16 protein-coding genes are annotated in these 20775 nt (G+C 71.8%); 8 read left to right on the top strand and 8 right to left on the bottom strand.

Going from position 1 to position 20775, the window contains the following annotated elements; genetic code table 11:
- Nucleotides 1-27: 27 nt before the first annotated feature.
- Both purN and ASE01_RS09320 read right to left on the bottom strand, forming a co-directional pair.
- Complete coding sequence (gene purN / locus ASE01_RS09325) at nt 28-639, bottom strand: phosphoribosylglycinamide formyltransferase (RefSeq protein WP_056749874.1); 612 nt, start codon at nt 637-639, stop codon at nt 28-30.
- A 60-nt stretch (nt 640-699) separates the two neighbouring features.
- Complete coding sequence (locus tag ASE01_RS09320; protein WP_056749873.1) at nt 700-2007, bottom strand: hypothetical protein; 1308 nt, start codon at nt 2005-2007, stop codon at nt 700-702.
- A 194-nt stretch (nt 2008-2201) separates the two neighbouring features.
- On the opposite strand from ASE01_RS09320, the gene ASE01_RS09315 reads away from it, so the two are divergent.
- The 3 genes from ASE01_RS09315 (at nt 2202) to ASE01_RS09305 (ending at nt 4193) form a co-directional block, all read left to right on the top strand.
- Nucleotides 2202-2708: a GNAT family N-acetyltransferase gene (locus tag ASE01_RS09315; RefSeq protein WP_056749872.1), complete on the top strand. Its 507-nt coding sequence runs from the start codon at nt 2202-2204 to the stop codon at nt 2706-2708.
- Nucleotides 2709-2874: 166 nt separating this feature from the next.
- Nucleotides 2875-3342, top strand: coding sequence for an SRPBCC family protein (locus ASE01_RS09310; protein ID WP_056749871.1), 468 nt, complete (start codon nt 2875-2877; stop codon nt 3340-3342).
- Nucleotides 3343-3431: 89 nt separating this feature from the next.
- A complete protein-coding gene (locus ASE01_RS09305; RefSeq protein WP_162260284.1) occupies nt 3432-4193 on the top strand; it encodes a hemerythrin domain-containing protein in 762 nt (253 codons plus the stop codon).
- 52 nt (nt 4194-4245) lie between these two features.
- Here ASE01_RS09305 and ASE01_RS09300 read toward each other — a convergent pair whose 3' ends face one another.
- Nucleotides 4246-7620, bottom strand: a complete 3375-nt coding sequence (locus tag ASE01_RS09300) for a BTAD domain-containing putative transcriptional regulator (protein WP_056749869.1) — start codon at nt 7618-7620, stop codon at nt 4246-4248.
- Between the two features lie 130 nt (nt 7621-7750).
- Nucleotides 7751-9088, bottom strand: coding sequence for a DUF6350 family protein (locus tag ASE01_RS09295; protein ID WP_157537212.1), 1338 nt, complete (start codon nt 9086-9088; stop codon nt 7751-7753).
- 149 nt (nt 9089-9237) lie between these two features.
- On the opposite strand from ASE01_RS09295, the gene ASE01_RS09290 reads away from it, so the two are divergent.
- The 4 genes from ASE01_RS09290 (at nt 9238) to ASE01_RS09275 (ending at nt 14130) form a co-directional block, all read left to right on the top strand.
- Entirely contained in the window at nt 9238-11166 is a 1929-nt protein-coding gene (locus ASE01_RS09290) for a hypothetical protein (RefSeq protein WP_056749868.1), read from the top strand.
- Nucleotides 11167-11260: 94 nt separating this feature from the next.
- Complete coding sequence (locus ASE01_RS09285) at nt 11261-11770, top strand: SigE family RNA polymerase sigma factor (protein ID WP_056749867.1); 510 nt, start codon at nt 11261-11263, stop codon at nt 11768-11770.
- Nucleotides 11763-13241 (top strand): hypothetical protein, encoded by a 1479-nt coding sequence (locus ASE01_RS09280; protein ID WP_056749866.1) that lies wholly within the window; start codon nt 11763-11765, stop codon nt 13239-13241. Before ASE01_RS09285 ends, ASE01_RS09280 begins: the two co-directional genes overlap by 8 nt.
- Before the next feature lie 160 nt (nt 13242-13401).
- On the top strand, nt 13402-14130 hold the full coding sequence (locus tag ASE01_RS09275) for a hypothetical protein (protein ID WP_056749865.1): 729 nt from the start codon (nt 13402-13404) through the stop codon (nt 14128-14130).
- Nucleotides 14131-14205: 75 nt separating this feature from the next.
- Here the strand turns inward: ASE01_RS09275 and sucD are convergent, their stop codons facing one another.
- Both sucD and sucC read right to left on the bottom strand, forming a co-directional pair.
- Nucleotides 14206-15102 (bottom strand): succinate--CoA ligase subunit alpha, encoded by an 897-nt coding sequence (gene sucD, locus ASE01_RS09270; protein ID WP_056749864.1) that lies wholly within the window; start codon nt 15100-15102, stop codon nt 14206-14208.
- Nucleotides 15103-15113: 11 nt separating this feature from the next.
- Nucleotides 15114-16280 (bottom strand): ADP-forming succinate--CoA ligase subunit beta, encoded by a 1167-nt coding sequence (sucC, locus tag ASE01_RS09265; protein ID WP_056749863.1) that lies wholly within the window; start codon nt 16278-16280, stop codon nt 15114-15116.
- A gap of 322 nt (nt 16281-16602) precedes the next feature.
- Between sucC and ASE01_RS09260 the strand changes: the two genes are divergently transcribed.
- Nucleotides 16603-17781: a M23 family metallopeptidase gene (locus tag ASE01_RS09260; RefSeq protein ID WP_056749862.1), complete on the top strand. Its 1179-nt coding sequence runs from the start codon at nt 16603-16605 to the stop codon at nt 17779-17781.
- Nucleotides 17782-17827: 46 nt separating this feature from the next.
- Here the strand turns inward: ASE01_RS09260 and pcrA are convergent, their stop codons facing one another.
- Both pcrA and ASE01_RS09250 read right to left on the bottom strand, forming a co-directional pair.
- Nucleotides 17828-20296: a DNA helicase PcrA gene (pcrA, locus tag ASE01_RS09255; RefSeq protein WP_056749861.1), complete on the bottom strand. Its 2469-nt coding sequence runs from the start codon at nt 20294-20296 to the stop codon at nt 17828-17830.
- An 87-nt stretch (nt 20297-20383) separates the two neighbouring features.
- Nucleotides 20384-20749 (bottom strand): hypothetical protein, encoded by a 366-nt coding sequence (locus ASE01_RS09250; RefSeq protein WP_056749860.1) that lies wholly within the window; start codon nt 20747-20749, stop codon nt 20384-20386.
- Nucleotides 20750-20775 lie beyond the last annotated feature (26 nt).

The raw sequence follows: 20775 nt of genomic DNA, 5'->3' as shown, positions 1-20775 counted from the left end.
AGTCGTGTGCGGCGAGTCTATCCGCGATCAGCGCCCGAACCGAACCCGCCGGCCGTCGACCTCGAAGCCCTCGCGGGCCATCCGGCCGACGGCGTCCACGAGCATCGCCCGCTCGGCCGTCTTGATCCGCTCATGCAGGCTCTCGACGTCGTCGTCCGGCTCGACCGGCACCACGGCCTGGGCCACGATCACGCCGGTGTCGACACCCGGGTCGACCACGAACAGGGTCGCGCCGGTGACCTTCACGCCGTAGTCCAGCGCGTCCTTGGGCCCCTGCATGCCGGGGAACGACGGGGACAGCGCGGGGTGCGTGTTGACGGTCCGGCCGCCGAACTCGCCGAGGAAGGTCTCCCCGACGAGCTTCATGAACCCGGCGAGCACGACGAGGTCCGGCTCGAAGGCAGCGACCCGGTCGGCCAGCGCCCGGTCCCAGTGCTCGCGGGAGGTGTAGTCCTTCACCTTCGCCACGAAGGTGGGGATGCCCGCGCGCTCGGCCCGGCGCAACCCCTCGATGTCGTCGCGGTCGGCCCCGACGGCCACGACCCGGGCGCCGTAGGCGGGATCGGCGGCGGCGTCGAGGATCGCCTGCAGGTTGGTGCCGGAACCGGACACGAGGACGACGAGACGGGCGGCACTCACGGGCGTGAGTCTAGGGCCGCACCAGGTCCCGGAGACCGACGTGCCCGTTCCGGCGACCGGTCACCTCCGCACGGAGCGCGCCGGGCTCGTGGCCGCCTTGGACAGGAAGCCGGACCGTCGGGCGGTCACCCGCACCGTGATCCGCTTCCCCCGATCGGCCCGGGTGAGCTGGTAGGTGCGCCGGGTGCCGCCCTTGATCGCCTTGCCGTTGCGCAACCACACGAACGAGTACGACGCCGGCGCCGGCGACCAGCGACCGAGTGAGGAGGTCAGTCTCGCTCCGACCCTGGTCGCACCGGCGATCGCCGGACGGGTCCGGTTGACCAGCGCGCGCACCACCACCGCGCTGAGCGCAGCCGGGGACCAGTCGGGCTCCGATCCGCCCGGGACGAGCAGGCGCTGGGTGGCCGAGCAGTCGTCGACGCCCGCCTTGCTCCAGATCCCGTCGTCCTCCTGCCACGCGAGCGAGTCGCTGTCCGGCGCCCAGGTCGGTCCGGAGATCCCCTCCTCCGGGATGAAGCAGAACAGGGACGGCAGCCCCGGGGGCGGGCCTGCCTTGGCGGAGCCCCGGACGTCGTACCACGCCATCGCCGTGTCCTCCCCGTAGCCGCGGATCGCGGCGAGGTGACGTCCGTCGGGCGAGAGCTCGGTGTCGCCGAGGTCGGTCGCGAGGGGGAACTCGAACATCTGTGAGTCGCTGAACCAGTGCACAGGAGCAGCGCCCTGGTCGTGCAGCTGGACCTGCGAGCCCCACCCTCCGGTCTCCAGGGTGCGCGTGTTCGACACCCAGGACGGGTCCCAGAACTGGGTCGAATTGCCGATCGGCCGGAATCGAGCGGCCTCGGTGTAGCCCGTCGCCGAGCACGGCGCGCCGTTCGAGCACCGGACCTGGGAGAACGTGTAGGCGATGCGGGCCCCGTCCGGCGAGATGGCGAGGTCGATCGGAGTGCCGTCGATGTCGTCACCGGATCCGGTGCGCAGCGGCGCGGGGTCCATCGTGTTGAGCACCCGGCCCTGCTGGTTCATGCGCACGATCGTCCTGTTGTACGACGCCACGACGATGCCGCCGTCGGACTGGCTCGGGGCGCCGTAGGGGAAGGCCTTCGTCCCGTTCTTGGTCAGGGCCCGCGCCCCGGTCGCGTTCCCGCGGGCGATCCACACGTTGAAGTTCTTGATGTAGACGAGGGTGCCGGCCGAGGTGCTGCTGCGCGCTGCGAGGACCTCGCTCTCCCCAGCGATCGACGGTCCGGGGGCTGCCGCAGTCGAGGTGCCGGCCGAGACGACGAGCGAGGTCGCCACCGCGGCGAGCAGGGCCGCCCGGCTGCGACGTCGGACAAGGGGACTGGTCGATCCAGCCAGGGTGATCATCAGGGAACCTCCACGAGTTCTGATTCGGAGGGATCACCGTGGGGCGCGCCGCTGGGAGTGCACTGTGGGATCGCTGGGACCCGAGGTCCACCGTCCTCCCAGCCCCACCGACGACACTGACCACCGACGACACTGGCCACCAAGAACACTGGCCACCGACGAGGACCCGACACCGAACCGATGAGGAGTGGGCCATGAGCGAGGCCACCTGGCTGCCGGCCGACTGGCAGCACCCGACCCGGGCCGAGCTGCCCACCGGGCACCACCTGCGCCCGATCCACCCTGACGACACCGAGCTCGACCTGGCCGCGGTCATGGGGTCCAGGGATCGGCTGTGGTCGATCTACGGCGGGGCCTGGGGCTGGCCGCCCGCGCACATGACGGCCGCGCAGGATCGTGAGGACCTGCAGCACCACTGGGACGAGATCCAGGCTCACGAGTCCTTCAACTACGCATTGTTCGACGCCGGGGAGACCGAGCTGATCGGCTGTTGCTACATCGACCCGACCGACAAGCCCGGCGCCGATGCCGACATCTCGTGGTGGATTCGCGAGGAGTACGTCGGAACCACCGTCGAGCAGGCCCTGGACACGTTCGTGCCCGCGTGGATCGCCGCCGACTGGCCGCTGAGGCAACCCCGCTTCGTCGGGGTCGACCTCAGCTGGTCCGAGTGGTTGGCCATCCCGCGCTCACGGGACTGAGATCGCGCAGCCGGCTCCCCCAGCCGGGTCCCACCGGTCTCCCAGCGCGGTGACAGATCGTCGAAGGGTCCACTTCCGACGAGACGAAAGCTCCTCACATGCGCACACCGGACCGCCTGCCCGCCCTCGCCGCCTCGAACGCCAGCGGCCAGAGGGCTGGTCGCTGATGACCACGATGAGAACGACGACCCTGGCGTCGTCGGTCACCCTCGACCATCCCGCATCGCGCGTGGCCGACTTCGTGCTCGACTGGGGCAACGACCACCTCTGGCGGGCCCACGTCCGACGCTTCGCCTGCACGCCGACGGGCCGGGCGTGCGTCGGCCAGCGCCTCGTCGAGGAGCTCCGCTTCGCCGGGCTCCCCTTCGTCACCCCGACGGTCATCGAGACCGCCGAGGACCTCAGGGCGTCGTACGCCGGCGGCACCTCGACGATCGAGGTCCGCGGCCGACGTGAGGTGGTGCCGCTCGACGCCGGGCGGTGCGAGGTCCGCACGACCACCGAGCTGACCCCCGGGCGGCTCCTGCGCCCGGTCGCCCCCCTGATGATCCCGGCCTACCGGCGCGCGGACGCTGCCGACCTGCGCTCCCTGCCCGCCGTCCTGGCCGCGCGAGTGCGTGGGGGGATCGCATGAGGACGGCCGTCACAGCGGTGACGCTCACCCGGGTGCTGCTCCCTCCGGGCTCCCAGTCGTCTCCCAGTGCCCGGCGCCATCCTCCTCGCATGACCACTTCACGAGACCTCCACCGCGACCACCAGAACGTGCCGGCGGCCCCCACCACGGCCGCCCTCCTCCTCCCCGGGCAGGCGGCCGCGCCGCCCGGACCGTGCGACATGTCCGGCATGTACCTCATGCACCACGCCTTCCGACGCGACCTGCGCGACTTCACCGCCGCCGCTGGCCACACGCCGCCGGAGGACGGCACGACCTGGCGCGCGATCAACGAGCGGTGGGGCCACTTCTCCCACCACCTCCACGGACACCACTCGGTCGAGGACCGGGTCCTGTGGCCGCTGCTGCTCGACCGCGTCGACGCCGCCGGTGACACCGCTGGCAGGGAGGTCCTGGCAGCGATGGAGGCCGAGCACGAGCAGATCGACCCGCTGCTCCAGGAGTGCAGCGACCTCCTCGAGTCGATGCTCGCCGCCCCGGACGCCGCCGTGCGGACCCGGCTCGTGACGGCCCTGACCGGCGCGGCCGAGGTGCTGGATGCCCACCTGTCCCACGAGGAGCGGCAGGCCGTCGTACTCGTCCAGCGTCACGTCGGTGGCGCCGAGTGGGAGGAGCTCGAGCGCAAGGAGTTCCGCGGGAAACCGAGCCTGGGCGAGCTCCGCTTCCAGCTCCCGTGGATGGTCCACGAGGTCCCGGACGAGGTCGTGACCGCGATGGTCCGGGCCGCTGGTCCTGTGTTCGCGTTCGTCCTGCGGATCTCGAGGCGCCGGTTCCTGCAGCAGCAGGCAGCAGCATTCCGCCACGTGCAGTGACCCGCTGGCAGCGCCGGGCCAGCGCCGGGCCGGGACCGAACCAGGACCGGCGTCAGAAGGCGTGTGCCGCGCGCGTCTGCTCGACCCACGTGACGTAGCGGGGCAGGCCCCACGAGCGCGCGAGGTCGATGGCGTCCTCGGCATGCCTGCGGGCCTGCTCCCGGTCCCCGGCGGCCAGGGCCCCCAGGGCGAGGAAGCCGTCGACCGGGCCGAGCGCCATGGCGCTGCCTCCCGACGCCATCAGCCCTGCATGAGCCGCCGCCGCGGCGTAGCCGCGTGCCGCGAGGTCGGGCAGGTCGAGGCCGAGGCCGAGCTCGCAGGCCAGGCAGGCGTTGGCGAGGAACGTGTAGGCGTGGCGGGAGAGGTCCACGTCGGGGTCCACGAAGACTGTTCGCGCCAGGTCGACCATCCCGATCCGAACCAGGATCCACGGCCCGATGTGACGCATCGAGACGCCTTCGTCCCCGGTGGCGTCGAACGCGGCCGACTGGGCGGCGAGCGCGGCCAGGTCCCCTGACCAGAGGGCAGCCAGGGCCGCCGTACCCGCCATCGCGCGGTCGAAGTTGGGCAGCCGGCTGTGCTGGGCCACCTCGGTGGCCTCCTCCAGTGTCTGCTGGGCGGCGGCGTCGTCGCCGGTCATGGAGTGCAGCGGAGCGGCCGCCGCGAGCAGGACCGCCTGCGCCGTCACCAGTCCCAGGTGGCGGGCGAGCTCGAGGGTGGGTGGCAGCAGCCTGCGCACGGCCGCCAGGTCGCCGGACTCGATCGCCACCGCGACGGTGAGGGTCCGGGCCAGGCACTGGTGCCGGGCGTCGCCGAGCTCGTCGGCTGCAGCAACGGTCTCCTCTGCGACCGTACGACGCCACCCGAGCGTGTCGGTGCGCCATCGGGCCGAGAACCCTCCCGCCAGGACGATCGAGAGCAGACGCGGATCTCCGTCGTTGCGGGCGAGCTCGACGGCGTTGATCACCAGCTCGTCGACGCGAGGGGTGTCCTGGGCGTAGTAGAGCTCGATGGCGAGCGCGATCCGAGCCCGCGCCCGGAGACCGACCGGCGCGTCGGTGCTGTCGAGCTGGTCCACCGCCCGCTCGAGGGCAGCGACCAGTGGCCAGTGGACCACGCCGTAGGTCCGGACCTGCCAGATCGCGCCCTCCACCGTCGCCATGGCAGCGCGAGCCGTCAGCGCCGGGTCGCCGAGACGTTCCGCGGACGCGACCGCACGATCGACGGTGTCCCCCAGCGCACTCCACTGACCTGCCCAGCGCTGGTCGTCGACCAGGAGCATCAGCAGCTCGTACCGTTCCCGGTCCGTGTGCGCAGGGTCCAGCTCCTGCAGCGCCGCGGCGCGTGCCAGCAGGTCGGCGGCCTCGCGGTGAGCGCGGTCGCGGCCCGCGAGCTCCGCGGCTCTCAACAGCGAGCGCCATCCGGCGCCGGCGTGCTGCACCCCCGCGGCCTCCCAGTGCAGGGCGAGCGCGGAGCGCTGCTCGATCCGGCGCAGGTCTGCGTGGTCGTCGAGCGTGACGGCCGCCCGGGCGTGCCACCGCGACCGCTCCGCCGGGCCCAGGGAGCCCAGCAGGACCTCCCGGACCACTCCGTGCGCGAAGGAGAGTCGGGGCACCCGCGACTCGTGGGACTGGATGGTCCCGGCGGCCGCGGCGGCGACGAGCCGCTCCTCCAGCTCGTGGGACCCGAGGTCGAGGGTGAGGGCGAGGAGGTGGTGGGCGACGTCGTCGCCCAGGACTGCTGCTGCGGTGAGCGCCTCCCGGGTGGCCGGGGGAAGGCCGGAGAGACGGGCAGCGACGACCTCGACGAGTGAGCCGTTGAGCCGGCCGCCGGAGCGTGCGAGCTCGACGAGGAAGTAGGGATTTCCGCCGGACCGAGTCGTCAGGTCGGCGACGGTACGTCGATCGAGGTCACCGCCGACGGCCAGATCGACGAGCTCGCGTGCGTCCGCGGGCGCCAGGCCGTCGAGGTCGATCCGCAGACCTCCGTGGCGTGCGATCGCTGTGCTGACCGGTTGGAGCAGCTCCTCGTTTCCCGCCCCCGCGCGGCGGGTGGCGAGCACGGCCAGGGAGGTTCCGTCCATCGAGTCCGCCATCGCGTCGACCACGTGGGCGAGCATCTGGAGGGTGGCCACATCGGCATCGTGGACGTCCTCGAGGAGCACGAGGACCGGGCGATCGCGAGCCGCGTCGCGCAGGTGCGCGGTGAGGCCGGTCCGCACCGCGAAGTCCTCGGGATCATCGGCGAAGAGTCGTTCGAGGTCTGGCTCGGTCCCGGACTGCGCGGCGATCGAGTCCAGCACCTGGCGCCACGGCCAGAGACTGGGCGCCCCGGCCTGGCCGCAGGTGCCGCGGGCCACGACCACGCCACTCCTGTGGGCTGCGAGAGCGAGCTCCTGGGTCAGCCTGGTCTTGCCGATCCCGGCCTCGCCCGCGAGCCAACCTGCCTGGGGACCGTGCTGTGAGCTGCGCTCGAGCCACGCGGTCAGGAGATTCCTCTCCGGCACCCGGCCGGCCAGCGGCCAGGGCGGCGCGACCGGGTCGGCGGAGCGCGGCGGCACGACCTCGAGGGTCCGTCCGTGGCTCGGGGCGCTGGACGGCGCACCGGCACGGTCCTGCCACGCCACCGTGGGGTCCTGGCGCAGGATCGCGGTGTGGAGCTCCCGGACCGGCGGGCTCGGTTCGACGCCGAGCTCGTCGTCGAGCACGGAGCGGAGCTCCTGCAGGGTGGCCAACGCATCCGCCTGCCGACCGCTGCGCGCCAGCGCGAGGGCACGCAGCGTCCACCAGCGTTCGTGCAGGGGGTGCGCCTGGGTCATCTGGTCGATGCTCGGCAGGACGTCGACGTGCTGCCCGAGAGCGAGGCGCGCGACGATCAGCAGCTCCTGGGCGCCGAGCCGGAGGTCCTCGCACCGCGCGCGCTCGGCGAGGACGTCCGGATCGTCGTCCAGCTCGGCATAGGGACGTCCGCGCCAGGTGGCCAGCGCCTCGTCGAGCAACGAGACCGCCTCTGCGATCTTCGGCGAGGCGCCCTGCGGAAGCTGCGGTCGCAGCTGGTCCGGTACGACGGACAACAGGTCCCGGGCCTGCAGGACTGCCTGCTGCAGCCGGACGTCATCGCGTGCCTCCGCGTCGATCCGGAGGGCGTAGCCGCCGTGCTCGGTGACCAGCACGGCGGCCTCGGCGCGCGGCGCTCGATCGGGCTCCAGGGCGCGTCGCAGCTGCCCGATGTAGCTCTGCAGGGTGGCGACGACCGAATCCGGCGCGTCGTTCCCCCAGACCCGCTCGACCAGTGCAGCGACGGCGAGGCTCCGACCGCCCTCCAACGCGAGCGCGGACACGATCGCGCGCTGGCGCGGTGTGCCGAGATCGAGCTCGACGCCGCCCCGCCGCACCCGGACCGGGCCGAGGACGTCGAGGTGCAGCACGCGCCGATCATAGGTGTGACCACGGCCCTGCACGGGAGAAGTGCAGAAGGTCCACCAGAAGCCGTGCTCGGCGCCGGCTCGGGCACCGACGACGGTGGTCCCAGAGGTTCAGCGCTGGTTCAGCCCTGGTTCAGCGCTGACGCCGGCGCAGCAGACGGGCCGATCCGGCGAGCCGGGTGCGCACCCAGCCGTCGCCGTCACGCTGCCACCAGCACACGACGAGAGCACCGACCACGCCGCCGATCCCGAAGGAAGCGATCGCGTGCAGCAGGACCTCGAAGGTGAAGGGACCGACCTCGGCCATCCGACCGGGGCCGACAGCACCGCCGGCGAAGGCGGTCAGCAGGGCCAGCACGACGCCGGCGAGGATGCCGCCCGCGCAGCCCCGGATCGCGGCCTGGTCCCAGGCGAGGACGGGGCGGTCGCGCTGGACCCGCCCGGCGACGACGATCGCGACGAGGACCGGCAGCACCATCAGCCAGCCCGTCCAGCCCGGGGTCGGCCCCTGGTCGGGGAGTGCCGCCAGCAGCGGGAACATCGGGAGCGGGCCGAGGACCACCGCTCCGGTGGAGACCGTCGTCCCGGTGCCGACGGTGAAGCCGGGGCCGACCAGGTAGGAGCTGGAGAACAGCATCGCGTTGGGCAGCACGATCGCCGTGAGGACGATCAGCAGGGTGACCGCGCCGCCGTCGGCGTGCAGCTGGGACACGACGTTGGCGGCGGTGGAGAAGTCCAGGACGAAGGCGATCGCCAGGGCCACGAGGCTGATCACGAACCACAGGCCGAGGATGCGGCGGGTCACCAGCGCCACGTCGCGCACGACCGCGGGGATCACCGGGAGCCAGATCGCCGCACGACCCGAGCCGAAGGCGATGCCCGCGCCACCGACGAGCCCGCCGATCAGCAGGGACCACAGGACCACCCGGGCGGGAGCCGGCGAGGAGGCGGCGGTCGCGGCGAGGGAGGAGGCCAGCACGCCGACGACGGCGTACCCGACGGCGAAGAGGGTGGCGGCCAGCGGGACGGTCCAGTCGCGCTCGCCGTCGGCGATCCGGTCGGCGTCCGGGCCGTGGCCCGACACGGACTCGCCCACCCGGTGACCCACGCGCCAGGTCGCCCAGGCGCAGATCAGGGTGAGACCGAGCGGGATCGCGGTGATCCGGATGCCCTCGACGGCGACGGTCGAGCCGTGGGCCACGAGCCAGCCGTGGGCGCCGACGCGCAGGGCCCCGCTGGGGGTGCCCTCGCCACCGGCGTCGGTGAGGAACCAGCCGACCACCGCGAGCGCGAGACAGACCAGCAGGGGTGCGCCGGCGGCGATCACGCCGCCGATGGTCGCGGTCGGGACCAGCGGGCGGCTCGTCGCGAGGTCCCGGCGCAGATCGGCGTCGCTGCGCTGGGCGCCGCGGCGACCAGCGCTGGCACTCTGGCCGGCGGTGCGACGGGTCGAGGACTGCAGGGACGTCATGGTCCGACCATCTTCACGCCGTCGACGGGCCCCAGGAGGCTGCCACGCCGGGACCACCCGGTTCGCGGCTGAGAATCACCTGAAGGAGTGGCCGAAGGGGGGGTTGCGGTTGGAGCCGGGTCCCCCGCTCGTCGTACGGTGTTCCGGTCATGATCGAGTCCGGCTCCCGCACCCCTCCCCCGGATCAGGGGTACGTCAGCACCAGCGACCTCACTGCGAGCTTCGACGAGTTCTACAAGGACGCCCGCGACCGACTGCTGCTGCAGACCTTCGCGCTCACGGGCGACCTGGCCGTCGCGCGCAGCGCCGTGCGCGAGGCGTACGTCGTGTCGTGGCACCACTGGCGCAAGACGGCCCGGCTCGACGACCCGGAGATGTCGGTGCGGCCGCAGGCCTGGCGCAAGGCCCTGCGCCGCAGCAACGCCCGCCCCTGGCACCGCAGGAAGGACCTCGACGCGCAGAGCAGGTCCATCCTCGATGCCCTGGCCGCGCTGACGGTGAACCAGCGCAGGGCGCTGCTGCTCACCCAGCTCGCCGCGGTCACCATGGCCGAGATGGCCCACGAGATCGGGCTGCCCCTCGAAGCGGCCGAGCGCGAGCTCCAGCTCGGCGCCGCCCAGTTCGCGATGCAGCTGGAGATCCCCACCTCGGCGATCCCGCTTTCCCTCAACTCGCTCGCCGAGATCACCCGCGCCGTCACCTGGCCCCGGGTCACCATCATCCGTCGGGCAGGCAGCGCCCGACGGCGGGCCCACACCGTCCTCGGGTCCGCGACCGCCGTCGTCGCCCTGGTGGCCGCGGGCGCGGTCGCCATGGACGCCTCGGGAGCCCGCCCCACCCTCGACCGCGAGGGAGTGCCCGCCGCCTCGGCGCCCGCCTCGTCCGGCCCGGCCGTCAACACGCTCCCCGACACCGCGCTGATCTCGCTGGAGGGCCTGACCGACACCCTCGGCGGCCGCGCCTGGGCCCAGATCGGCACCTCCGACAACTCCTCCGGCAACGGCCGCGTGCTCCCCTGCCAGCCCGACCGGTACGCCGACCCCAGCGGCACCGCTGCCTGGGTCCGGGTGTTCCGGGCGGGCTCCGGCACGAGCGCCCGCGCCACGACCCAGTTCGCCGAGGCCTCCGCGACCGAGCAGCGCGCCATCCGCACCTTCCGGCGCACACTGACCTGGTTCACGAGCTGCCCGGCCCCCGCCGACGACCCGTCCGCCGTCCCGCGCATCCAGCTGGTCAGCACGGCCACCGTGCCCGGGGTCGGTGACGAGGCCAACCTCGTGGTGCTGCGCTCCCGCGCCGACCGCACGCTGCACGTGATCGGCGTCGCCCGCACCGGACAGTTCACGACCACGCTGTCGCTGGCCAGCCGCACCGCGGTGACCCGCGCCGACCGGGCCGGTGTCGCACGGCTCCTCGCCGCGTCCGTCGCCCGGCTGTGCGTCCTGGCCGATGGCGGTGGCTGTGCGCCAGCCCGGCCGAAGGTGGCCGACCGGGCGTCGTACCCGGTCGGGAAGGTGCCGTGGATGCTCTCCGAGCTGGACCTGCCGCCGCTGAGCAAGGACCAGGGTCCGTGGGTCGGCACCCCCGCCACGAAGCTGACCGAGAGCCGGATCGACTCGGGCGCCGTCGGCTGTGACACCGCCCGCCTGTTCGGCAAGTTCGGCGGTCAGGCGATCCAGGCCAACCAGTTCCGCACCTTCGTGCTCAGCGCCGCGAAGCTGCCGCCCGAGGTGGGCCTGACCCAGACCGTCGGATCGCTGCCCACCGGCACGGCCCGCGCCTTCGTGCGTCGCTTCCGTGACCAGATGGCCGACTGCCCGGACCTCGACGCGAGCGCCGGCACCGAGGTCGACGAGCTCGTCTCCGGCGGCGACGCGAAGTCGGCACTGTCCGCCTGGCACCTCGTCACGGCGCTCCCGGGCGACCGCACCGTGGAGTACGACGTCGCCGTCGTCCGCCGCGGCACCTCGGTCTCGTTGCTCGTCTACGTCGCCGCTCCGCGAGCCCGCATCGCCGACGCCGACTTCGTCGCCCTCGCCCGGCGGTCCCTGGACCGCCTGGCGCGGATGGAGAAATAACTCGCCGGAGCGTGCAACCGGATCCCGCGCCCGGACGTATGCATCCTGAAGGTCCCCACCGAGGGGCCCAGGAACGCATCCGAGAGGAGTCGGCGTGGAAGCCAGTGAGTTCGACGAGTTCTACTCGGCGTCGTTCCGCAGGGTGACCGGTCAGGTCTACGCGATGATCGGCGACTTCGACGAGGCCACCGAGTGCACCCAGGAGGCGTTCGCCCGCGCCTGGGCCCACCGCCGCAAGCTGGACCGGGCGGAGTACCCCGAAGCGTGGGTACGCACGACCGCCTACCGGCTCGCCGTGAGCCGGTGGCGTCGCCGCAAGCGCGCCGAGCGCGCCCCCGACCGTGCACTGCAGGGCTCGGGGGTGATGCCGGCGGTCGACGAGAACCACGTGGCGCTCGTCGCGGCCCTGAAGAAGCTGCCCGAGGCCCAGCGCCAGGCGCTGGTCCTCCACCACATCGCAGACCTCCCGGTGGCGCAGGTCGCCGCCGAGGTCGGCGTTCCCGAAGGAACCATCAAGGCCCGGCTCAGCCGCGGCCGCACCGCACTCGCCGAATTGCTGGCTGACGAGGCCGGCCTCCCTGGAGGAGGGCTGAGCAATGCCTGAGCAGCACGATCCGATCGATGACCTCTCCCGGTTCGGAGCCGGACTCAGCAACGGAAGCACTGGAGGCGACATGGCCCTCTCGGCTGCCGACGTACGACGCCGCGGGGACCAGATCCGCCGTCGGCGTACCGCCCTCGTGGCCGGCGGCGCTGCCTTCGCCGTGGCGGCCGTCGCCGTCCCGATCTTCGTCGTGGTCGGCAACGGCGGCACGCCGAAGAGCGACCGCGACCAGGTCGCCGACGACACTCCCGTCCTCAGCGCCGACGACCTGCTCCGCGACGCCGACACCGAGTACGCCGTGGGCGAGAAGGGCTCCTTCGCCACCAACGACACCTACCAGGGCGACGGCCAGGCGACCTTCCACCCGTGCCAGCAGGAGAAGCTGAGCGCGCTCGGCGCGACCGACAGCTTCACCCGCAGCTACGACTACGTCATCCAGCTCGAGCCGGGCGACTCCGCTCCCCCGGACGCGCCCGGCGACGGGCTGGTCGAGACGATCGCGGAGTTCGAGGACGACGCGGCGGCGCGGGCGGCGTACGACACCCTCGCCGAGTGGCTGGTCGGGTGCACGACGATCCCGGGTGCCGACGAGGTGACCGTGCAGCCCAAGGCCCGCACGGTCGAGGTCGATGGCGGTGACGCCGTCGTCTACGACCTGATGTGGGGACCAGCGCCGGAGGAGGTCGACCCGTTCGGCGACTCCGCCTTCATCAACGAGACCGGCCTGGTCCTCACCGGGGACCGGATCGCGGTCGTCGCGGTGACGATCATCGGCCAGGACTACAACTTCCTGCCGGAGTACGGCACCCCGGTCGAGCGGATGATCCCGACTGCCGCCGAGCGCCTCGCCCCCGGCGCGAAGGACGAGGCGGAGCCCGAGCCCGAGGAGACGGTCACCAGTGGCACCGGTGATCCGGTGATCTCCGACGACTTCCCCCTCGCCTCCGGGTGGCCGGCGACCGCCGGCGACGGCACGGGCCTGACCGGCCCGGACCGCGCCCTCGAGCCGGTGGTCTTCGACGCGTGTGACAACCCGCTCCCCGACTTCACCCACACCGACCGCCTGACGGCGCAGTGGGAGGACGCCGAGGACTACCGGACCCGCCAGCTCACGACGTACGTCTCGACCGACGAGGCCGCCATCGCCGTCTCGGAGATCCGCGACCTCTACGCCGGCTGCCCGACGGACGCGGTCCGCGAGGACGGCTACACCCCGAGGTGGGAGGTCCGCGACACCCCGCTCGGCGAGGACTCGTTCGCGATCCTCGGCTGGGACGAGCTCGACGGGGCGCAGACGACCTTCGGCGAGACGATCCTGGTCGTCCGGACCGGCAGCTCGGTCCTGGTCGTCGTGCAGGCGGGCCACTCCGGCAACCCCCAGGGCCGCGAGGACCAGGCGATCGACGAGATCGCCACCGAGTCCGCTGACGTGGTCGCCGCGCTGTGCGAGTTCACCGAGGACGGCTGCTGAGCCGCACTCCTCACGCCGGGCCGCCCCTCATCGGGCGGCCCGGTGTCGTTTTCCCCGAAAGTACGGGCAATTCGGCGCCATCCGGATGCAACCGACCTGCCCGCTGGGACGTATCTGCTTCGACAACATCGACACACGATCCGAAGAAAGAGGTACCGCCGTGAACCGTCGGACCACCCAGCTCCTCCTCGCCGCGACTGCGTTCGCGGCGCCTGCCCTGCTCACCGCCTGTGGGAGCGACGCGACCGCGGACGATCGGGCCGCCAACCCCGGCACGACCCGGACCGTCGACGTCGCCGACCTGCTCACCGACGCCGACACGGTCTACAGCGACGGCGCCGACTGGTTCCGTCTCGCCACCGGCAACGAGTCCCTCGACGGCAACGGCGACCTCGCCCACCCCTGCCTCGCCCAGGGCCTGAGCGGCCTCGGCGCCACCGACGTCGTCCGCGCCGACTTCGAGCTGCGCAACTCCGATGCCCCGGACATCGAGGTGAAGGGCGACCTCTTCACCCAGCTCATCGGCCAGTACGACGACGAGGCGGCCGCCAGTGCGGCGTACGACCAGGTCCTGGCCGCGCTCGCGAAGTGCGAGGACCGACCGGGCGCGATCACGGAGTACCGCTCCTTCGAGCCGCGCGACGTCCAGGGTGCCGGCGCGGACGCCGGCGACCGGGCGCAGGTCGTGGACGCCCAGTACGGCCCGCTGCCGGCCGCGCTCGAGGACGGCGACTCGGCCTACATCATGGAGACCGGCGTCGCGCTCGTCGGCGACCGGGTCACCGTGCTCACCTCGGTGATCGTCGGCCAGGACTACAACTTCCTGGAGGAGGACGGCGGCACCCCCGTCAACCAGATGCTGCCGAAGGCGGTCGACCGGCTGGGCTGAGGTCCACGCGCTGGAGAACGACGAAGCCCCGTCACCGAACAACCGGTGACGGGGCTTCGTGGTGCCTGATCGAGATCAGAGGTTCTGCAGGATCTCCCGCGCCAGGGCAGCGGTCGCGGACGGCGTCTTGCCGACCTTGACCCCGACGGCCTCGAGGGCCTCCTGCTTGGCGGCCGCGGTGCCGGCGGAGCCGCTGACGATGGCGCCGGCGTGGCCCATCGTCTTGCCCTCCGGGGCGGTGAAGCCCGCGACGTAGCCGACGACCGGCTTGGTGATGTTGTCCTTGATGTAGGCCGCCGCACGCTCCTCGGCGTCGCCGCCGATCTCGCCGATCATGACGATCACCTTGGTCTCCGGGTCATCCTGGAATGCCTGGAGGGCGTCGATGTGGGTGGTGCCGACGATCGGGTCACCGCCGATACCGATGGCGGTCGTGAAGCCGAAGTCACGCAGCTCGTACATCATCTGGTAGGTCAGCGTGCCCGACTTGGACACGAGACCGACCGGGCCCTTGCCCGCGATGGTGTGCGGGGTGATGCCGGCCAGCGACTCGCCCGGCGTGATGATGCCGGGGCAGTTCGGACCGATCATCCGGGTGGACTTGCCCTGCAGGTACGACCACACCTCGGCCGAGTCCTGGACCGGGACACCCTCGGTGATCACGACGATCAGCGGCATCTCGGCGTCGATCGCCTCGATGGCCGCAGCCTTCGTGAACGCCGGCGGGACGAAGAGGACCGACACGTTGGCGCCGGTCTCCTTGATGGCCTCGGCGACAGTGCCGTAGACCGGCAGCTCGACGTCGGAGCCGTTGGCGTCCTTGTGGGTGACCGTGGTGCCGGCCTTGCGGGCGTTGACGCCGCCGACGATCGTCGCGCCGGACTCGATCATGAGGGCCGTGTGCTTGGCACCCATGCCGCCCGTGATGCCCTGGACGATGATCTTGCTGTCCTTGTTCAGGTAGATGCTCATGTCTGGTCCCCTCAGGCGTTCGCGAGCTCGGCGGCCTTGTCGGCCGCACCGTCCATGGTGTCGACCAGGGTCACCAGCGGGTGGTTCGCCTCGGCCAGGATCTGCCGGCCCAGCTCGACGTTGTTGCCGTCGAGGCGGACGACGAGCGGCTTGGTGGCCGCGTCGCCGAGCAGCTCGAGCGCGCCGACGATGCCCTTGGCGACCTCGTCACACGCGGTGATGCCACCGAAGACGTTCACGAACACCGACTTGACCTGCGCGTCGTTGAGGATGACGTCGAGGCCGTTGGCCATGACCTCCGCGTTGGCGCCGCCGCCGATGTCGAGGAAGTTCGCCGGCTTCACGCCGCCGTGGTTCTCGCCGGCGTACGCGACGACGTCGAGGGTCGACATGACCAGGCCCGCGCCGTTGCCGATGATGCCCACGGCACCGTCGAGCTTGACGTAGTTGAGACCGAGGTCCTTGGCCTTCGCCTCGAGCGGGTCGGCCTCCTCACGGATCTCGAACGCCTCGTGGTCCGGGTGCCGGACCTCGGACGCGTTCTCGTCGAGCGACACCTTGCCGTCGAGGGCCTCCAGCTTGTCGCCGGCGAGGCGAGCGAGCGGGTTGACCTCGACGAGGGTGGCGTCCTCCTCGACGAAGACCGTGTAGAGCTTCTCGATCATCACGACGGCCTGCTCGAAGACGGCCTCCGGGAAGCCGGCCTCGGTCGCGATCTCGCGCGCCTTGGCAGCGTCGACACCCTTGCCGGGGTCGATCGCGATCTGCTTGACGGCGTCGGGGTTGGTCTTAGCGACCTCCTCGATCTCGACACCACCCTCGACGGAGGCGATGCAGAGGTACTGGCGGTTCGACCGGTCCAGCAGGAAGGAGAAGTAGTACTCCTCCTCCGGCGGGGTGGCCGGCGTGACGAGCACGCGGTTGACCGGGAGGTCCTTGATCGTCAGGTTCAGGATGTCCGTGGCGTACTGGAAGGCCTCGTCAGGGGTCTTCGCGATCTTCACGCCGCCGGCCTTGCCGCGGCCTCCTGCCTTGACCTGCGCCTTGATGACGGTGACGCCGCCGAGCTGCTCGGCGGCTGCCTTTGCGGCCTCGGCGGTCTCGACGACCACACCGAGGGTCGTGGTCACACCATGCTTAGCGAAGAGTTCCTTCGCTTGGTACTCCATCAGGTCCACTGATACGTCCTCACATCTGGGTCAGAGGGTGGTGCGCGCAATGGCACACCCCCGGGCACACTAGTAGTGACTGGCCGGTACGACGACCCCGGAGAGGTCGACGTGACGCGGCTCACCACCAGTTGGGCCGTTTCCGGGTCATCCACAGGCTCGCCGTCGTACGATTTCGGAGCGCTGCCAGTATCGGATATGGTCGGCGCGCAAATGTTTCACCCGGCCGTCGCAAGGCGGCCACCCTGTCGGAGCCACTCGGGCGTCTCGGACGAGCGGTGCAGGGTCGAAACGGGCCTGCACGATCGTCCCCCCAAGGAGTCAGCAGTCGATGGGTAGCCACCGAGCGGATCACCGCGCGCAGCAACCCGCGGCGAGCCCTGGCACTGCCGGGACCTCCTACGTCGGCAAGCGTGCGGCGCAGCGCTCGACGGCCATCGAGATGCCCTCCGCGTACGTCGGCAAGCGCGCCGCCCGTCCGGTCGAGCCGGTCGTCACTGCTCCCGCGGTCTCCACGCCGGTCGTGAGCACGCCGGTCGTGGCCGAGCCCGTCGCCGTCGCGGCCCGGGTGAGCCCCGGTGCTCCCGTCGTCGTTGCTCCCGTCGTCCCGCTCTTCGCCGACGCCCCCGCGCGACGCCTCGTCGACCGCGCCCCGACCGTCGAGCTGCCCGCCCTGCGCGACATCGCGCTCTTCGACCCGATGGTCGACTCCTCCACGACCCAGCTCCGGGCGATCCAGCCCGCCGGTCGGCGCCGCGCCGTCAAGCACGCCGGCTCCCGGGGCCCGCTCTTCAAGAGCCTGCCGACCATGCCGGTCGCCGTGGGTGTCGCCACCCTCGCGATCGCCGTCGGCGGCGCTGTCGCATCGGCCGACCCCCAGCTGGCCTCCGGCACCGACCGCCTCAACGCCTCCACCGCGATGACCGGCTCGTTCGGCAACGGCTCGGTCGCCGAGCGGGTCGAGACCGTGAGCCGCGACTCCGACCGCGACACCCTCGCCCAGGCCACCGGCACCGACCTGGTCGCCGAGGCGGAGCGGCACGCCGAGGAGCGCAACAGCGCCCTCGGTGAGCTCGCCCAGGCCGCCGAGAAGGAAGCCGCTGAGATCGCGCTCAACAAGTGGGTCCTCCCGCTCGCGAGCTACCGCCTCACCGCCACCTTCGGCGAGTACGGCCTCTGGTCGAGCTACCACACCGGCCTCGACTTCGCGGCCCCCTCCGGCACCCCGATCCGCGCCGTGACCAACGGCGTGATCACCTCCGCCAGCTTCGACGGTGCCTACGGCAACAAGACCGTGCTCACCCTCGAGGACGGCACCGAGATCTGGTTCTGCCACCAGAGCTCGTTCAACGTCTCGGTCGGCGACACCGTCCGCACCGGCGAGATCATCGGCGCCGTCGGCAGCACCGGCCACGTGACCGGTCCCCACCTCCACCTCGAGGTCCGCCCCGGTGGCGGCGACCCGGTGGACCCCGACGCCGCGCTGCGCCAGCACGGCGTCACGCCCTGACGCTCGATCGCGTCTGCGGTCCCGGCGGTGGCACCAGCGTGCCCCCTCAGAGCTTCTCCACCGGCGCGTAGCGCAGCAGCAGTCGCTTGACCCCGTCGGAGCCGAAGTCGATGGAGGCGACGGACTTGTCGCCGACCCCCTCGACGGACACGACGGTGCCCAGGCCGAACGAGTCGTGGGTGACCTTCTCACCGGGGGTGAGGACGGGGATGGCGCGGGCGGGCTTGGACTTCGCGGCAGCATCGGCGCGGGCCGCGGCAGAGCTGAAGTTGCGGCGGCCGGCGGCGTTGGGCGCACCCATTCCGCCGCCACCACCTCCACCGCTGCCGTACGACGACCCGCCGCCGTCGTACCGGCCGGCGGAACCGTAGGCGGGACGCGACCAGCGGGTCTGGTCGGCCTCGGTGCGACGCCACTCGACGAGGTCGATCGGCAGCTCGCCGAGGAAGCGGGAGGCGGGGTTCATCGACGGGGCGCCCCAGGCGGAGCGGACCATGGCGCGGGAGACGTAGAGGCGTTCGCGGGCGCGGGTGATGCCGACGTAGGCGAGGCGCCGCTCCTCCTCGAGCTCGGGACGGTCCCCGAGGGCGCGGGAGTGCGGGAAGACGCCGTCCTCCATGCCGGTGAGGAAGACGACGGGGAACTCCAGGCCCTTGGCGGTGTGCAGGGTCATCAGCGTCACGACACCGGTGTCCTCCGGGGCGTCGGGGTCGTCCTCCGGCGCATCGGGGATCTGGTCGGCGTCAGCGACCAGCGCGACCCGCTCGAGGAAGTCGCCGAGCCCGGGCTCCACGACGCCGGCGTCGACGTCGCTGGGGTCGGCGGACGGTCCGGCGACCGGGTCCTCGGCGAACTCGCGCGCGACGGCGACCAGCTCGCCGAGGTACTCCAGGCGGGTCTCGTCCTGCATGTCGTCGGAGTTCTCGAGGCTGGCGAGGTAGCCGGAGCGGTCCAGCACGGTCTCGAGGATCACGTCGGGCCGTTCCCGGGCCTCGACCATCTGCTGCAGGTCGCTGATCAGGGCGACGAACGCCTCGATGCTGGTCTGGCTGCGCGTGGCGAGCCCCGGCGCCTCGTCGGCCCGGAGCAGCGCTTCCCAGTAGGTGATCCGCTCGCGCTCGGCGAACGCGCCGATCGCGGCCTCCGCGCGCTGACCGATGCCACGCCGCGGCGTGTTCAGGATGCGGCGCAGGGACACCTGGTCGGCCGGGTTCACCAGCAGGCGCAGGTAGGCGAGGGCGTCGCGGATCTCCTTGCGGTCGTAGAAGCGCGTCCCGCCGACGACCTTGTAGGGCATCCCGGTGCGGACGAAGATCTCCTCGAACACCCGGGACTGTGCGTTGGTCCGGTAGAACACCGCGACGTCGGAGGGCCGGTGCCCGCCCTCGTCGGTGATCTTGTCGATCTCCCCGGAGACGAAGCGCGCCTCGTCGTGCTCGTCGTCGCCGACGTACCCGACGATCTTCGCGCCGTCGCCGGCGTCGGACCACAGCCGCTTGGGCTTGCGCCCCTCGTTGCGCTCGATGACGGCGTTGGCCGCGGTCAGGATGGTCTGCGTGGAGCGGTAGTTCTGCTCGAGCATGACCGTGCGCGCGTCGGGGTAGTCCTGCTCGAAGTCCATGATGTTGCGGATGTCGGCACCCCGGAAGGCGTAGATCGACTGGTCCGCGTCACCGACGACCATCAGCTCCGCGGGCGGCACCCGGTCGGCCGGCAGCCCGTCGAGCGTGGACGGGTCGTGCTCCTCGAGGTCCTGTCCGCAGAGCTGGTTGATCAGGGCGTACTGCGCGTGGTTGGTGTCCTGGTACTCGTCGACCAGCACGTGGCGGAACCGGCGGCGGTAGGTCTCCCGGATCTCCGGCTTCAGCTGGAACAGCCGCACGGTCTCCAGGATCAGGTCGTCGAAGTCCATCGCGTTCGCCTCGCGCAGGCGCCGCTGGTAGGACTTGTACGCCGCCGCATAGCTCTCGTCGACCGAGTTGGTCGCCTGCGCGGCCACCTCGTCGGGGTCGCGCAGCTCGTTCTTGTGCTCGCTGATCCAGTGCAGGACCGGGCCGGGCTGGAACTTGCGCGGGTCGAGGTCCAGGTCGCTGCAGACCAGCGAGATCAGCCGCTTCTGGTCCTGGGTGTCGTAGATCGAGAAGTTCGACCTCAACCGCTCGTGCCCGAGGTGCTCGACCTCCTTGCGCAGGATCCGGACGCACGCGGAGTGGAACGTGCTGACCCACATGATCCGCGCGCGGTTGCCGACGAGCTCGGCGACGCGCTCCTTCATCTCGGCAGCGGCCTTGTTGGTGAAGGTGATCGCCAGGATCGAGCCGGGGTGGGCGCGGCGTACGGCGATCAGCCAGGCGATCCGGCGGGTGAGCACCCGGGTCTTGCCCGAGCCTGCGCCGGCGACGACCAGGAGGGCTGACCCCTCGTGGCGAACGGCCTGCTGCTGCGGGTCGTTGAGCCCCTCGAGAAGGGTCTCTGCGGTCAGGGCCGGGGTCGCGGTGCTGGTGGAGTCGATCATGCTCCGACCAGCCTACGGCGCACCGCCGACGGCCTGCGCCACGGACTCACCGACCGTCCGTGATGTGACCAGGAAGGAGGTCGCGGGTCAGCTCACCTGGTGCACGGAGGACCACATCACCGCGACGCAGACCTCGATGATCGAGAGCACGAGGAGACCGGCCCAGAGGCCGTTCGGGATCTTCTCCTTGCGCATGTTGGCCATCACGAGGACCAGCAGGACCAGTCCGATGACCAGCTTGACCGCGATCTTGGCGTGGTTGACCTCGACGCCGTCGGTGCCCTCGAGCACACCGACGAGCAGCAGGCCAGCGAGGAAGGCCGTGCCGACGCCGTCGCGCATCACGCCGGTGACCTTCTTCTCACCCGGCCCGACCTGGGCGAGGAGACCGCCGATCAGGGCTGCGAAACCCAGGATGTGGATGACGAGAAGGATCAGGCGCACGGTCTCCATGGCCGGATCCTAGTGGTCGCGCGGCC

This window comes from Nocardioides sp. Root190, from assembly GCF_001428565.1.
In the GTDB taxonomy this organism is placed as follows: domain Bacteria; phylum Actinomycetota; class Actinomycetes; order Propionibacteriales; family Nocardioidaceae; genus Nocardioides.
This window is presented reverse-complemented; position numbering and strand designations above follow the sequence as displayed.

Bases quoted from the DNA above. Each gene is read 5' to 3' on its own strand.
- ASE01_RS09260 (WP_056749862.1), top strand. From the start codon at position 16,603: ATGGGTAGCCACCGAGCGGATCACCGCGCGCAGCAACCCGCGGCGAGC.
- pcrA (WP_056749861.1), bottom strand. From the start codon at position 20,296: ATGATCGACTCCACCAGCACCGCGACCCCGGCCCTGACCGCAGAGACC.
- ASE01_RS09305 (WP_162260284.1), top strand. From the start codon at position 3,432: ATGACCACTTCACGAGACCTCCACCGCGACCACCAGAACGTGCCGGCG.
- sucD (WP_056749864.1), bottom strand. From the start codon at position 15,102: ATGAGCATCTACCTGAACAAGGACAGCAAGATCATCGTCCAGGGCATC.
- ASE01_RS09315 (WP_056749872.1), top strand. From the start codon at position 2,202: ATGAGCGAGGCCACCTGGCTGCCGGCCGACTGGCAGCACCCGACCCGG.
- ASE01_RS09295 (WP_157537212.1), bottom strand. From the start codon at position 9,088: ATGACGTCCCTGCAGTCCTCGACCCGTCGCACCGCCGGCCAGAGTGCC.
- ASE01_RS09290 (WP_056749868.1), top strand. From the start codon at position 9,238: ATGATCGAGTCCGGCTCCCGCACCCCTCCCCCGGATCAGGGGTACGTC.
- ASE01_RS09280 (WP_056749866.1), top strand. From the start codon at position 11,763: ATGCCTGAGCAGCACGATCCGATCGATGACCTCTCCCGGTTCGGAGCC.
- ASE01_RS09310 (WP_056749871.1), top strand. From the start codon at position 2,875: ATGACCACGATGAGAACGACGACCCTGGCGTCGTCGGTCACCCTCGAC.
- ASE01_RS09250 (WP_056749860.1), bottom strand. From the start codon at position 20,749: ATGGAGACCGTGCGCCTGATCCTTCTCGTCATCCACATCCTGGGTTTC.
- ASE01_RS09320 (WP_056749873.1), bottom strand. From the start codon at position 2,007: ATGATCACCCTGGCTGGATCGACCAGTCCCCTTGTCCGACGTCGCAGC.